At 72.2% G+C, this 13506-nt stretch carries 10 protein-coding genes; 1 reads left to right on the top strand and 9 read right to left on the bottom strand.

From position 1 onward, the window contains the following. Positions 1 to 102: 102 nt before the first annotated feature. The 3 genes from IEZ11_RS05775 to IEZ11_RS05765 all read right to left on the bottom strand — a co-directional run bounded on the left by IEZ11_RS05775 (position 103) and on the right by IEZ11_RS05765 (position 6246). On the bottom strand, positions 103 to 4248 hold the full coding sequence (locus tag IEZ11_RS05775; protein ID WP_189261476.1) for an Rne/Rng family ribonuclease: 4146 nt from the start codon (positions 4246 to 4248) through the stop codon (positions 103 to 105). Positions 4249 to 4524: 276 nt separating this feature from the next. Further along, complete coding sequence (locus IEZ11_RS05770) at positions 4525 to 5289, bottom strand: TIGR03936 family radical SAM-associated protein (protein WP_189261475.1); 765 nt, start codon at positions 5287 to 5289, stop codon at positions 4525 to 4527. 108 nt (positions 5290 to 5397) lie between these two features. Next, positions 5398 to 6246, bottom strand: a complete 849-nt coding sequence (locus IEZ11_RS05765; protein WP_189261474.1) for a hypothetical protein — start codon at positions 6244 to 6246, stop codon at positions 5398 to 5400. Between the two features lie 171 nt (positions 6247 to 6417). Between IEZ11_RS05765 and IEZ11_RS05760 the strand changes: the two genes are divergently transcribed. Further along, complete coding sequence (locus IEZ11_RS05760; protein WP_189261473.1) at positions 6418 to 6771, top strand: DUF805 domain-containing protein; 354 nt, start codon at positions 6418 to 6420, stop codon at positions 6769 to 6771. A 57-nt stretch (positions 6772 to 6828) separates the two neighbouring features. Here IEZ11_RS05760 and IEZ11_RS05755 read toward each other — a convergent pair whose 3' ends face one another. From IEZ11_RS05755 to IEZ11_RS05730, 6 genes are all read right to left on the bottom strand, one after another. Beyond that, on the bottom strand, positions 6829 to 7293 hold the full coding sequence (locus IEZ11_RS05755) for a hypothetical protein (protein WP_189261472.1): 465 nt from the start codon (positions 7291 to 7293) through the stop codon (positions 6829 to 6831). Positions 7294 to 7452: 159 nt separating this feature from the next. After that, entirely contained in the window at positions 7453 to 10185 is a 2733-nt protein-coding gene (locus IEZ11_RS05750; RefSeq protein ID WP_189261471.1) for a cation-translocating P-type ATPase, read from the bottom strand. Beyond that, positions 10182 to 11225, bottom strand: coding sequence for a polyphosphate kinase 2 family protein (locus IEZ11_RS05745; protein WP_189261470.1), 1044 nt, complete (start codon positions 11223 to 11225; stop codon positions 10182 to 10184). The genes IEZ11_RS05750 and IEZ11_RS05745 overlap by 4 nt, the downstream gene beginning before the upstream one ends. A gap of 170 nt (positions 11226 to 11395) precedes the next feature. After that, positions 11396 to 11674, bottom strand: a complete 279-nt coding sequence (locus tag IEZ11_RS05740; RefSeq protein ID WP_189261469.1) for a DUF6400 family protein — start codon at positions 11672 to 11674, stop codon at positions 11396 to 11398. 87 nt (positions 11675 to 11761) lie between these two features. Continuing rightward, positions 11762 to 12370 (bottom strand): VOC family protein, encoded by a 609-nt coding sequence (locus IEZ11_RS05735; protein ID WP_189261468.1) that lies wholly within the window; start codon positions 12368 to 12370, stop codon positions 11762 to 11764. Positions 12371 to 12495: 125 nt separating this feature from the next. Further along, positions 12496 to 13245: an SDR family oxidoreductase gene (locus IEZ11_RS05730; RefSeq protein ID WP_189261467.1), complete on the bottom strand. Its 750-nt coding sequence runs from the start codon at positions 13243 to 13245 to the stop codon at positions 12496 to 12498. Between the last annotated feature and the right edge of the window lie 261 nt (positions 13246 to 13506).

Raw genomic sequence — 13506 nt, 5'->3', positions numbered from 1 at the left:
CGAGGGGGTCAAACCGGGCCCCGGGATGTGTGGGGCCGGTCACTCGGACCGGGTCCCGAAAGACGCGGGGCCGGTCACGTGGACCGGCCCCGCGCCCGGGCGTCAGCCCTCGTCGGAGGCGGTGGCGACCGTGGTGGTCTTCTTCGCCGTCGACTTGGCGGCGGCCGTCTTGGCGGTCTTGACCGCCTTCTTGGCCGTCGTCGTCTTCTTCGCCGCCGTCTTCTTGGCAACGGTCTTCTTGGCGGCCGTCTTCTTCGCCGCGGTCTTCTTGGCGGCCGTCTTGCGGGCCGTCTTCTTGGCCGGAGCGGCCTCCTCGCCGGCCTCCTCGACGGTGCCCTCGGCAGCCTCGGCGGGGGCCTCCACGGCCTCCACAGCCGCCGCCGGCGTCTCCGGTGCCTCTGCCGACGGTACGACCACCACGGCCGTCTCCTCCGACGCGCTCGGCGCGGTGGCCTTGCGGACCGCACGCCGGCGCGGACGGGCCGGAGCGGCGGGCTCGGCCGCCTCGGCCTCCGCCACCGCCTCGGGCGCAGCCACGGGCTCCTCCGCAGCGGCCGGGGTGCTCTCGGCGACGACGGTCACCACGGCGGCCTCGGCCCCCGCGGGGGAACCGGCGGGCGCCGACACCTTCCGGGTCGCACGCCGACGCGTACGGCCCGCGGGCGCGGCCTCCTCGACGGCCGGGGCCGCCTCGGCCACCACGGCCACCGGGGCCTCGGCGACCGGAGCCTCGACCACCGGGTCCTCGACGGCGACGGGCTCGGCGGGCGCCTCGACGGCGGGCACCTCTGCCACCTCCGCCTCGGCCTCGGCCTCCACGCCCCGTCGTGCCCCGCGGCGCTCCCTGGGCGCGCCGGCCGGAGCCGAGGCCCGGCGGCTCGCCCGGCGGCGGGTACGGCCGCGGCCGGCCGCCGCCTCCGCCTCGGCGACGCTGCTGTACAGCTCCTCGTCGGGCGCGAAGTCGGGCGCGGGCAGCGCGACGGGGCCGGCGGCCTCGGCCGCGACCTCCGCCGCCGTCTCGACCGCGTGGACGGCCGCGGCGTGCTCGACGGCACCGTCGGCCACGACCTCGTGCGTCTCGTGCACGTCGTGGTCGTGATCGTGGTCGTGCTCGTGCCCGTCGCCGCCGCGTCCGCGCTTCCTGCGCTTGCCGCCGCCACCGCCGCCGCCGGAGCTGGGCTGCTCCATGTGGACGATGACGCCACGGCCGTTGCAGTGCACGCAGGTCTCGGAGAAGGACTCCAGGAGGCCCTGTCCGACGCGCTTGCGGGTCATCTGGACGAGCCCCAGCGAGGTCACCTCGGCCACCTGGTGCTTGGTGCGGTCCCGCCCGAGGCATTCGAGCAGGCGGCGCAGCACCAGGTCCCGGTTGGACTCCAGGACCATGTCGATGAAGTCAATGACGATGATGCCGCCGAGGTCGCGCAGCCGCAGCTGGCGGACGATCTCCTCGGCCGCCTCCAGGTTGTTGCGGGTGACCGTCTCCTCGAGGTTGCCGCCCTGGCCGGTGAACTTGCCGGTGTTGACGTCGACGACGACCATCGCCTCGGTCCGGTCGATGACCAGCGAACCGCCGCTGGGCAGCCAGACCTTGCGGTCCAGCGCCTTGGACAGCTGCTCGTCGATCCGGTAGGTGGCGAAGACGTCGACCTCGGAGGTCCACTTCGACAGCCGGCCCGCGAGGTCGGGGGCGACGTGCGAGACGTAGCCGTAGATGGTCTCCCAGGCCTCGTCACCGCTGACGATGACCTTGGAGAAGTCCTCGTTGAAGATGTCGCGGACGACTCGGACGGTCATGTCCGGCTCGCCGTACAGAAGCGTCGGGGCGTTGCCGTTCTTCGACTTCTTCTGGATGTCCTCCCACTGCGCCTGCAGCCGTTCGACGTCGCGGCGCAGCTCGTCCTCGCTCGCGCCCTCGGCGGCGGTGCGCACGATGACGCCCGCGTCCTCGGGGACGATCTTCTTGAGGATGGTCTTCAGCCGGGCCCGCTCGGTGTCGGGCAGCTTGCGGCTGATGCCGGTCATCGAACCCTCGGGGACGTACACGAGGTAACGGCCGGGGAGGGAGACCTGGCTGGTCAGACGGGCGCCCTTGTGGCCGATCGGGTCCTTGGTGACCTGGACGAGCACGGACTGGCCGGACTTGAGGGCGGCCTCGATGCGGCGCGGGCCGTTGGCCATGCCGAGCGCCTCGAAGTTGACCTCACCGGCGTAGAGCACGGCGTTGCGGCCCTTGCCGATGTCGATGAAGGCGGCCTCCATCGACGGCAGGACGTTCTGCACCTTGCCCAGGTAGACGTTGCCGACGTACGAGGTGGCCTGCTCCTTGTTGACGTAGTGCTCGACGAGCACGCCGTCCTCCAGGACGCCGATCTGGGTGCGATCGCCGTACTGGCGGACGACCATCACGCGCTCGACGGCCTCGCGGCGGGCCAGGAACTCGGCCTCGGTGATGATCGGGACGCGTCGGCGGCCCTGCTCGCGGCCCTCGCGGCGACGCTGCTTCTTGGCCTCCAGGCGGGTCGAGCCCTTGATGGACTGCACCTCGTCGGACGGCTCGGAGGGCTTGCGGGGCTCACGGACCTTGACGACCGTGCGCTCCGGGTCGCCCTCGTCGGGCTCGGCGTCGGCGGAGGTGTCTCCGGCGCGCCGGCGACGGCGCCGGCGACGGCGGCTGCTGGAGGAGGACATGCCGGCCTCGTCGTGGGCCTCCTCGTCGTCCTCTTCCTCCTGCTCGGCGGTGTCCTCGGCGTCCTGCTCGGCCTGCTCGGCGGCGAGCTCGTCGGTGCCGTCGTCGGCGCCCTCGCCGTCGGCGGCGTCACCGCGACGGCGGCGACGGCCACCGCGACGGCGGCGACGGCGGGAACCGGACTCCTCGGCCTCGTCCTCACCGTCGGCGAGGTCCTCGGCGGACTCCTCCGGCTCCTCGGTCTCGTCCTCGGCGGCGGCCTCGGTGACCGGGGCCTCCTCGACGGCACCGCGGCGGCGGCGCCGACGGCGCGAACCGGCGTCGGCCTGGTCGGCCGGCTCCGTGGCGAACGCCGCGGAAGCGGAGACCGGGGCGGAAGCGGGGGCGGTCGTGGCCGCCGCGAACTCCTCGGGCTCCTCGGCGCTCGCGGCCACGGCGGCCGCTTCGGCGGCGGCGCGCTCCGGGGTCTGGAACTTCGGCTCGGCGAACACGGGCGCCTGGAAGACGGCGACGGAGGGGCGGGCCGGGCGGCGCTGCGGCTCCTCCTCGGCGGCGGCCGGGGCAGCGGGCTCGGAGAACCCGATGGCGGCCTGCCGCGCGACGCGGCGCCGGCCCCGGCGCGGAACCTCGGCCTCGGCGGGCTCGGCGACCGGAGCCTGGACGGGCTCGGCGGCCGGAGCCTCGGCGGCCGGAGCCTCGGCGACCGCGGGCTGCGGTTGCTCCGCGACGGGAGCGGCGGCCGTCTCCGCGGCAGCGGTCTCGGGCGTGCCGGCGGGCGTGGACACCCGGCGGGTGGCGCGACGGCGGGCACGCGGCGCGGGCGCGGCCTCCTCGGGCGTCTCGACGGCCTCGGGCGTCTCGACCGCCTCCACCGCCTCGACGGTGACGGCCGTGGTCGCGGCCTCTTCGGCCGCCTCGGCGGGCGCGGACACCCGGCGGGCGGCACGGCGACGGGCACGCGGCGCGGGCGCCGTCTCCTCGACGGTCTCGACGGCCTCGGCGGCCTCGGCGGTCTCGATCGCCTCAGCAGCCCCGACGGCCTCAGCAGCCGCTTCGGTCGCTTCGGTCGCTTCGGTCGCTTCCGTCACTTCGGCGGCCGGGGATCCGACGGGTGCGGAGGCACGGCGGGTGGCGCGGCGCCTCGTACGCGGGGCGGGCGCGGCCTCCTCGTCGCTGTCGGCGGCGGTCTCGGCCGCGGCCGTGCTCTCGGCGGGCTCGGTCACGGCGGGGACCGCGGTCCGAGTGGCCTCGGCCTCGGCTTCCGCGGCGGCCGGGGATCCGACGGGTGCGGACGCGCGGCGGGTCGCACGGCGCCGCGTACGCGGCGCGGGCGCGGCCTCCTCGACGGTCTCGGCGGCCTCGGCGGTCTCGATCGCCTCGGCGTCCTCTTCCGTCGCCTCGGCGGCCGGTATGGCCGGCGCCGCGGTCTCGGCCACGGCCTCGGTCCCGGCGGGCGGTCCCGCGGGGCGGGACGCGGCACGGCGACGCCTGCGCGGCGGCAGGGTGTCGCTGGGGGTGTTCAGTTCGGAGCCCTCGGTGGGCTCGGTCGGTTCGAGCATGCGGGCGTTTCTCCCGTCAGGCTCCCGGGCGCCGCGCCTGGTCCGGCGTCGATCGAATCGAGCGACAGCCGGTGACGTCCACGGCTCGCGCGATGCGCGGTGCCGCCGTGTGGGGCGCGGGCGCCGCACAGGAGCTCTCTGTGTCCTGTCTCGCCGGTTCCGTACGCCTTGTCGCGGACGGCCTGGCGAAAGTCTTCTGGTCGGTGCGCTGCCCGACCCAGGTGGCTCCCGAGTACGAGGGCGGCGCTACGACGTGCGTCCTTCGCGGGACCTTCCTTACGCCGACGCCGTCGCGGTGGCAGTCGGTTCGGCCTTCGAGAGGGCCTCGGCTGCCTCGCGGTCGGGCGCGAGCGGGTCGGTCACCGTGCCGGTCTCTTCATCGAGCAGCCCCTGCGCCAGCCTGGTCACCGCTGCGGGGACCGGCGGCGTCAGGTCGGCCACGGCGCGGAGACCGGACAGGACGTCGTCGGGTCGTACGGCAGGCGTCACGTGCCGAACAACCAGCCGCAGTATCGCACAGGGCTGGTCGGTCGGCCTATCAGCCGTTTCACTCTGTGTCTCAAGTTGCACGACCGCGGGGCGGGCGTCGAAGGTGCGGACGCCGTTCTTGGTCATGCGCTGGACCTCGACGGTCCCGGCGTCGTTGAACGCGGTGACGGCCTGTGCGGCCTGTGCCGGGTCCACGCCGGCCAGTCGCAGCTCCCACTCGGAGGCGGTGAGCCGGTCGGCCAGTCCGGACGTGTGTGCCTCGACCGCGTCGACGATGTCGAGCCCGTCGGGCAGCGACTCGTCGAGGAGGGCGCGCAGCAGCTCCGGGTCGCGGGGTGCGGCGAGCGCGATCTCCAGGTACTCCGCCTCGCTGCCGGTGCCGGTGGGTGCGGCATTGGCGTACGACACCTTGGGGTGCGGTGTGAACCCCGCCGAGTACGCCATGGGCACCTCGGCGCGGCGCAGCGCCCGCTCGAAGGCGCGCTGGAAGTCACGGTGGCTGGTGAACCGGAGGCGGCCGCGCTTGGTGTAACGCAGTCGGATGCGCTGCACCGCGGGTGCGGGCGGCGGGCCTTCGGGCTGTCGCTTGCCCAGTGTCGTCAGTCCTTCGTGGTTCTTGTGCGAGGGCCGTACCGCTGTCGGCCGTACGGCTGTGTGCTGCTATCCATCAAGAGTACGTGTGTCGCGGCCGCCGGGTTCCCGGCGCTCCACGGGCGCGGGCCGTCGCGGCTCGCCGAAGAGGGCGCGGCGCAGGTCGGCGCGGGCCTGGCGGACGGCACGGCCGATCGCGCGCGCGGCCTCGGCCACGGGGTGCAGTACGAGGTCGCGGACGAGGTGTCCGACCGGGGTGAGGACGGTCCGGTACACCCGTCGTGCGGGCTCCAGGAAGATCCACCGGAAGAGGGTCCCGAGCACCCGTCCGGCGGCCCGTGCGACGTACCCGGCGGCCCGCCAGGCGTGGCCGAGGGCCTCGCCGATCTCTCTGAGGACGATGCCGAGGAGCCGGCCGGACGGGGCGAGGATCCAGCGCCACAGGGCGAGGGCGGGCAGGACGAGGAGGACGCGCACCGTCCAGTACAGGGCGGTGCCGAGCATGCGGAACACCCATTCGACGGCCCTCGCGACGGGCGTGAGGAGCCACACGACCGCGTGGCCGATCGGGGTGAGCACGCGCGCGTGGAGCCACACGAGCGCATGGCCGATCGGCGTGAGCACGCGCGCGTGGAGCCACAGGAGGGCGTGGCCGAGGGGGGTGAGCAGGTAGCGGTACAGCCAGATCAGGGGGACGACGAGGAGCGCGTGGAGGATCCGGCCGATCGCGCGTCCCAGCGGGGCGAGGAGATATCGCCACAGGAACCGTGCGGTGGCGGTGAACGCGTCCCAGAGCAGGCGTACCGGGAGCACCACCAGGAACACGAAGATCCGCACGGGGATTCTGATCGCGACGACGAGGCATCCCTCGGGATGCTGCGGCTGTGGCGGCTGCTGGGGCCGTTTCTGCATGTCCATGGCCGGAGAGACGTTATCGCGTACCGCGCGGATGCAATCGGTCACCCTTGATCACCGAACGGCCGCGAGACGATAACGGTTGACCCGCTCACGCCAATATGAATGGAACCGGCCATGTCGTCTTGATTTGCTGTGCGCACTGTCAAGCCTTGATCCCCGGGGGGACGAGTAATGAACTGGTACCTGGACGTACTGAAGAAGTACGTGGTGTTCAGCGGCCGTGCGCGCCGTCAGGAATACTGGATGTTCACGTTGATCAACGTGATCATCGCGATCGTGCTCGCCGTCGTCGGCGGTGCCATCCACTTCGCCGCCCTGGCCGCGATCTACAACCTCGCGGTCCTGCTGCCCAGCCTCGGTGTCGCGGTCCGTCGACTGCACGACACCGGCCGCTCCGGCTGGTCGATCCTGGTCGGCATCATCCCGCTGGTCGGCTGGATCATCGTGCTCGTCTGGCTCGCCTCCGACGGCAAGCCCGAGGAGAACCAGTACGGCGCCAACCCGAAGTACGCGGCCGCCGTCTGACCTGACGACACCCCGAAGGCCCGCCGGACGGTTCCGGCGGGCCTTCGCCTGTGCGGTCTACGCGGCGGAGGACGACTTCCTGTTGCGTTCGGTCTGCAGGTGCAGGACCAGGAAGAGGACGCGCAGGAGGTCGTCGGGGAGGGCGTGCAGGTCCTCGGGCAGGACGATGCGGCGGGGCCGGCCGCCCAGCAGGTCGTACTCCACGCTGAGCGGGCCGACGCCGCGCACCCGGCTGCTGAGCCTGGGGTGGTCGATCGGGTACGGCCCGACGCGCCGCGGGATCCCGGCCCAGGCGGTGCAGTCGACGTCCCAGGTCCCGAACGTCCTGGGGACGCTGCCCAGTCGGCCGTAGCCGATCTCGATGTCGCCGATGCTGCGCAGCCGGCTGCCGAGCATGTCGTACTCCAGCGGATGCGGCCCGAGCGTACGGGGCCGGCCGCCCCACCGGCCGTAGCCGATCTCGACCTCGCCGATGCTGCGCAGCCGGCTGCCGAGCATGTCGTACCCGAGTTCCAGTTCCACTTCCGCCAACTCCCCCGCTGGTCCGCCGGTGTTCGGTTCCCCCGATTGTGCGGCCGGTGAGGTGCGGGCTTCCATGGCGGTCGTGTCACGGTTCTGCCGCCGCCCGGACGATCCGGTCCGCGGCGCATCAGGTCCGCGGCGCGTCAGGTCCGTGGCGCGTCATGTCCGCGGCGCCGGCCTGCCGTTCCAGCGGGCGAGGAACTTCCCGAGTTCCCACAGCGCAAGCAGTGCGAGTGCCGGGAGCAGCGTCCAGCCGAACTGGGCCAGGTTCAGTTCGGTCGTGCCGAGCAGCCTGCGGAAGGCGTCCATCTGGGTGACCAGGACCGCGAGGACGAACTCGATCAGCATGGCCCGGTTCATCTGCTTGCTGTCGAAGCTGGCGGTGGTGAGCACGGTGTCGCGTTCGCTGCGGCACTCCAGGGCGGCCACGATCAGGCAGAGCGCGAAGGACGTGAACGCCATCGACTGGCCGATCGCGACGCTGCCGTAGCGGGAGGTGCCGAGTTCGATCAGGCAGAGCAGGCCGATGGTGATCGCCAGGCCGGACAGTCCGACGGTGAGCATGACGCCCCGGGTGAGCACGTGCGCGCCGCGCGGTCGCGGGCGGCGGGCCATCAGGCCGGGGCTCTGCCGGTCGAAGCCGAGCGCGAAGCCGAAGGCCGCGTTGACGAAGAAGTGGATCCACAGCACCTGTGCCGGGGTGAACGGTTCCCCGGCGGCGATGTCGAACAGGGTCGCGCCGAGGAACGTCAGCACGAACACCACGAGCAGCACGAGAACGAACCGGATGTACTTGGTGAGGTTGTCGTAGATCTTGCGGCCCTGTTCGACGGCGAAGACGATCGTGGCGAAGTTGTCGTCGGCGAGGACCATGCGGCCGGCGTTCTTGGCGACCTCGGTGCCGGAGCCCATGGCGATGCCGACGTCGGCGGCCTTGATCGCGGGCGCGTCGTTGACGCCGTCGCCGGTCATGGCGACGACCGCGCCCTTCTTCTTCAACGTCTCGGCGAGCAGCACCTTGTGTTCGGGCGCGACCCGGCCGACGACGCCGATGCCGTCGATCCGGGCGAGCCGTTCGCTCTCCGGCAGGGCGGCGAAGTCCGCGCCGAGCACGGCCTCCCCGTCGATGCCCAGCTGCCGGGCGATGGCGGCGCCGGTGACGACGTCGTCGCCGGTCACCATGCGGACCCTGATGTGCGCGGCCTGCGCGTCGGCGACCGCGGCCTTCGACTCGGCGCGCGGCGGGTCGACCATGCCGACCAGGCTGGTCATCTGGAGGCCGGTGACGTGGCCGAGGAGGTCGCCGTCCGGGTCGAACGCCGCCGGGTCGAGGTCGCGGCGCGCCGCGGCCATCACGCGCAGGCCCTCGCCGCCCATCCGCTCGACGTGTTCCTGCGCCCGCTGCCGCAGCGCCTCGTCCCACGGGACCGATGACGCGCCCTGCCCCAGTGCGGTGGCGGCCCGGTCCATCACGGCGGGCGCCGCGCCCTTCACGAAGCAGCGCACGACGGGGCGGCCGGTCTCGTCGGTGGCCCGGTTGAAGGTGGCCATCAGCTTGTAGGAGGGGTCGAAGGGCAGTACGGCGAGCCGGGTCAGCCGTTCCCGGGTGTCGTCGACGTCCAGGCCGGCCTTGTGGCCGAGGACCAGCAGGGCGCCCTCGGTGGGGTCGCCGACGACCTTGCCGTCCACCAGCCGGGCGTCGTTGGCGACCAGGTACGGGAGAATCACGTCGGTCATGTCCGGGGCGCTGCCCACCGGGTGCCGGATCCTGCCCTCCAGGCTGTAGCCGCTGCCGGAGACGGTGTAGCGGTCGCCGACGTCGACGACCTCCACGACCGTCATCTGGTTCATGGTGAGCGTGCCGGTCTTGTCGGAGTTGATCGCCGAGGTGAACCCCAGTGCCTCCACCGACGGCAGGTCCTTGACGATGGCCCGGCGCCGGGACAGGTCGACGGCGCCGATCGACAGGATCGTCTGGGACACGGTGGGCAGGGCCTCCGGGATGGCGGCGATCGCCAGCGAGACGGCGCTGACGAACAGCGCGTCCCAGGCCGTGCCCCGGCCGCGGCCGAGCACGAACATCAGGATCATCGTCAACCCGGCCGTCCCCGTGATCCACAGGGTGAGCCGGTCCATCTCCCGGGTCAGCGGCGAGGCCTCCCGGCGGGTGCTCGACAGCATGCCCGAGATCCGGCCGACCTCGGTGTCCGCGCCGGTGGCCGTGACCACCACCGTGCCGCTGCCGTGGGTGACGGGGGTGTTCATGAACGCCATGTTCCGCCGCTCCCCCGGCGGCAGGTCTGCGTCGGTGAGCGTGACCGCCTCCTTCGCGGCCGGCACGCTCTCCCCGGTCAGCGCCGACTCGTCGATCTGGAGGGCGTTCGCGGTGACGACACGGCCGTCCGCCGGCACCTCGTCGCCGGCCGCGAGCAGCACCACGTCACCCGGTACGACCTCCTCGGCCGGGATCTTCGACTCGGTGCCGTCCCTGCGCACCCGGGCGGTCGTCTTCATCATCGACTTCAGCGCGTTCATGGCGCTGTCCGCCTTGCCCTCCTGGCGCATCCCGGCGACCGCGTTGACGACGGTCAGGACGAGCAGCAGGATCCCGGTGCTCCACTCCTTGATGACGAGTGAGACGACTGCGGCGGCCACCAGGACCAGTTGCATGTAGCTGCGGTACTGGGCGAGATAACGACGCCAGCCCGGCAGCGGCTTCTCCTCGGGCAGGGCGTTCGGGCCGTGCGTCCGCAGGAGTTCCGCGGCGCGGGCGGTGGACAGTCCGGTGGCCGGGTCCACCTCGAACGCGGCGGCCACCTGTTCCGGCGAACGCGCGTACCAGGTCCTGCCGTCGGCGGCCCGGCCCTGCGGTTCGTCCGTCCGCGCGGTCATGAGGACGCCTTCTTGTCAGCGGACCTGTTTTTCGTCCGGTTTTTCGTCCGGTTTTTCGTGCTGTTTTTCTTCTCGTTTCTCTTCTCGTTCTTCTTCTTGTTTTTGGTCTTCTTCTTGTACGGGTCCGGGGCGGCCCCTGCGGGTGCCTCCGCCTCCAGTTCCTTCCTGACCTCGGCCAGTTCGCGCCGGGTCTCGTCTGTGACCTGGGGATATTGCGGGTCGATGTCCATCAGGGTGTGCACCAGGACGGCGGCCGCGCACACCCTGGCGAACCACTTGTGGTCGGCGGGAACGACGTACCAGGGCGCCCATGGCGTACTGGTGGCGGACAACATCTTCGAAAACGCCCGCTGATAGTCGTCCCAGTAGGCCCGTTCGCGTACGTCGGCGGACGAGAACTTCCAGTTCCGCTCGGGTACGTCGATGCGTTTGAGGAAACGGGTGCGCTGTTCTTCCTTCGACAGGTTCAGGAAGATCTTCACGATCCTGAAGCCGTTGTCGGTCAGGTAGCGCTCCCAGTCGTTGATCTCGCGATAGCGCCGCTTCCACACGTCGGGGCCGCGGGCCGCGTCGGGGAGCTTCTGGCGGCGCAGGTTGTCCGGGTGCACCCGGACCACGAGTACTTCCTCGTAGTGGGAGCGGTTGAAGATGCCGATCTCACCGCGGCCGGGCAGGTTCCGGGAGTAGCGCCACAGGTAGTCGTGGTCGAGTTCGTCGTTCGAGGGGACCTTGAAGCCGACCACGCGCACGCCCTGCGGGTTCACTCCGCTCATGACGTGGCGGATGGTGCCGTCCTTGCCGCCGGCGTCCAGCGCCTGCAGACACAGCAGCACTCCGTAGGTGTCCTGGGCGGCCAGCCGCCGCTGGCAGTCGGCGAGCTGCTCGATCCCGCCGCGCAGCAGTTCGACGCCGTCCTTCTTCTTGCGGACGCCCGCCCGGAAACCGGGGTCGAAGTCCTCGGCCAGCCGTACCTTGCTGCCCGGCTCGACCCGCAGCGGCTCGATGAACTCCGCGATGCGGTCGGCTCTGTCGTCACCCATGGCCCACCCGCCCTTCAACGGCCAGCCCAGGCTCCCGCCAGGCCACCCGGGGCGTCCTCACCCTTCACGGGTGGTTCGGGTCGTACAACTGCGGACCGCGGATCACCTGTTCACGGTGACCGTCACGGCGTCACGGCGTCATGGCGTCATGGCGTCACGGCGTCACGGCGTCATGGCGTGGCCCCGCTGCCGTCCGCGCCCCCCTCGCCGTTCCCGCGTCGCGGGAGGACACCGGCGGCGAGGAGGGTGTCGTAGAGCCGCTGCTGTTCCGGATCGAGGCCGGAGTACAGCAGGTCGTACGCCTCCTCCTCGCCCCGCACCATCGCGACGGGGTCCCAGTCGTCGCCGAGCGCCGCCATGACGTGCGCACGGCGGGTCAGCTCGTGACTCGTGAGGTCGACGGAGAACTCGACGGGCTCGCTGGAACGGGAGGCATCTTTGTCGGACATATAACCGAATTTAGGTACGCCGGATGGCTGACGACAAGACCTCGTGGGACACATCACAGCAGGTCGGAGGGCATGCCTGCGCCCGGCTCAGGAGGGCGGTTCGGTTCCGGCCTGCTCGCTCACCAGGTACCGCGCGTACCAGTCCGGCCAGTCCGGGTCCTCGGCGCCGATGCGCGCCTCGTGCTCACCGTGCGCCGCCGCGGCCCGGCGCAGGGCGTGTGCCAGGTCGTCGGCCGAGGAGAACGTGGTGGCCGCGGGGTCGAGCCGCCCCGGGAGCCGGGCGGTGACCTCCTGGAGGAGCCAGCCGTTGCCGTCGGGGTCGCTGAACGACAGGAACGAGCCGTAGCTGCCGTCGGGGCCGGCCACCCGGGCATCGGCGCCGGCGTGGTGGAAGACCCCGCCCGCGTCGTGGAACACGTCGCTCGGGCGGGCGCCGTGCTGGGCGAGCTCGTCGTGGGCGGAGTCGATGTCGTCGACGATCAGGTGCAGGCCCTGGGCCGAGCCCGGAGTCTGCTCGGTGACCGAGGAGCCGAAGATGACCGACGCCGGGGAGCCGGGCGGGGTCACCTGCACCACCCGGAAGCCCCCGTCGCCGGCGACGTCCGCGTCGAGCCGCCAGCCCAGCGTGGTGTAGAAGTCCTTGGCCCGGTCGACGTCGGCCACCGGCACCACGACGACCTCCAGTTTCATGTCCATGGCTTGCGCCTCCCGTCTCGCAGGGAATCGGGGCAGTGGGGAAAACGGGGACAGCGGGAAAGCAGGGAAAGCAGGGAAAGCGGGGAAGGTCGGGGAAGCGGGAAGGAGGCAGGGCGTGCGGGCGGTCAGTGGGCGAGCAGTTGCTGGCCGCCGTCGATGTCGTAAGTGGCGCCGGTGAGGGCGTCGTTGACCATGATGTGCAGGGCGAGAGCGGCGACGTCAGCCGGGCCGACCACTCGGCCGATGGGCAACGTCTTGCGCAACTCCTCTCGCCTCGCCTCCAGTTGGTCCCCGAGGAGGGTGGCCGACAGCGGGGTGTCCACGAATCCGGCCGCGATGAGGTTGACCCGGACCGGGGCGACCTCCAGTGCCAGGTTGGCGGTGAGCGCCGGCAGCGCGGCGGTGACCGCGCTCATCACGGCCATTCCGGGCGCGGGCCGCCGGCCGCCGGTGCCGCCGATGAACAGCAGGGTCCCCCCGGCCCTGACCTTCTCCCGGCCCGCCCGCGCCACCGCCAGCATCATCGCGATCCGCCCGCCGAAGTCCCGGGCGGCGTCGGTCAGATCGAGCTCGCTGAGAGGGGTGTACGACGGGCCGCCCGCCGTCACCATCACGTGGTCGACCCGCCCGGGCAGCTCCGCGAGGAAGCGTTCCAGGTGTCCGGTGTCCTGGGCGTCGAGCACCGCGGTGCTCAGCGGGCGCAGCTCGTCCGCGGCCCGCCGCAGACGCTCGGCGTTGCGTGCCACGAGCACCAGGTCACCGCCCGCGGCCCGCACCTGCCGTGCCGTCTCAAGACCTATGCCGGCGCTGCCGCCCACCACGACGACCGTCTGTCCGGCCAGTTCTCCGTGCGCTCCGCTCGACCCACCGGGCATGACCGCCTCCGCGTCCGCGGACACCGCCCAACTCGTGGGCCCTGCCCGCCATTACCCACCGAGAGGCCTCGGCGTCCCGGCCGAGGCGCCGGAAGCGTCGAACGGCAGCCTGCCTCCGAACCTTGCGAGGACACGGTTCTCCGCGAGGAGCACCGCGCTGCCGCGACGCGCGGAGGGGACGGTCGGTGCCGCCCGAGCTCTCCGCCACGGCCACCCGACTCCGAACCCTCAGTCTGTCACCCACCCGGCGGAACGGCATCC

Source organism: Streptomyces fuscichromogenes (assembly GCF_014645815.1).
Taxonomy (GTDB): Bacteria; Actinomycetota; Actinomycetes; order Streptomycetales; family Streptomycetaceae; genus Streptomyces; species Streptomyces fuscichromogenes.
The sequence above is the reverse complement of the archived record's forward strand: the minus strand, read 5'-3'. Positions and strand labels throughout refer to the sequence as shown.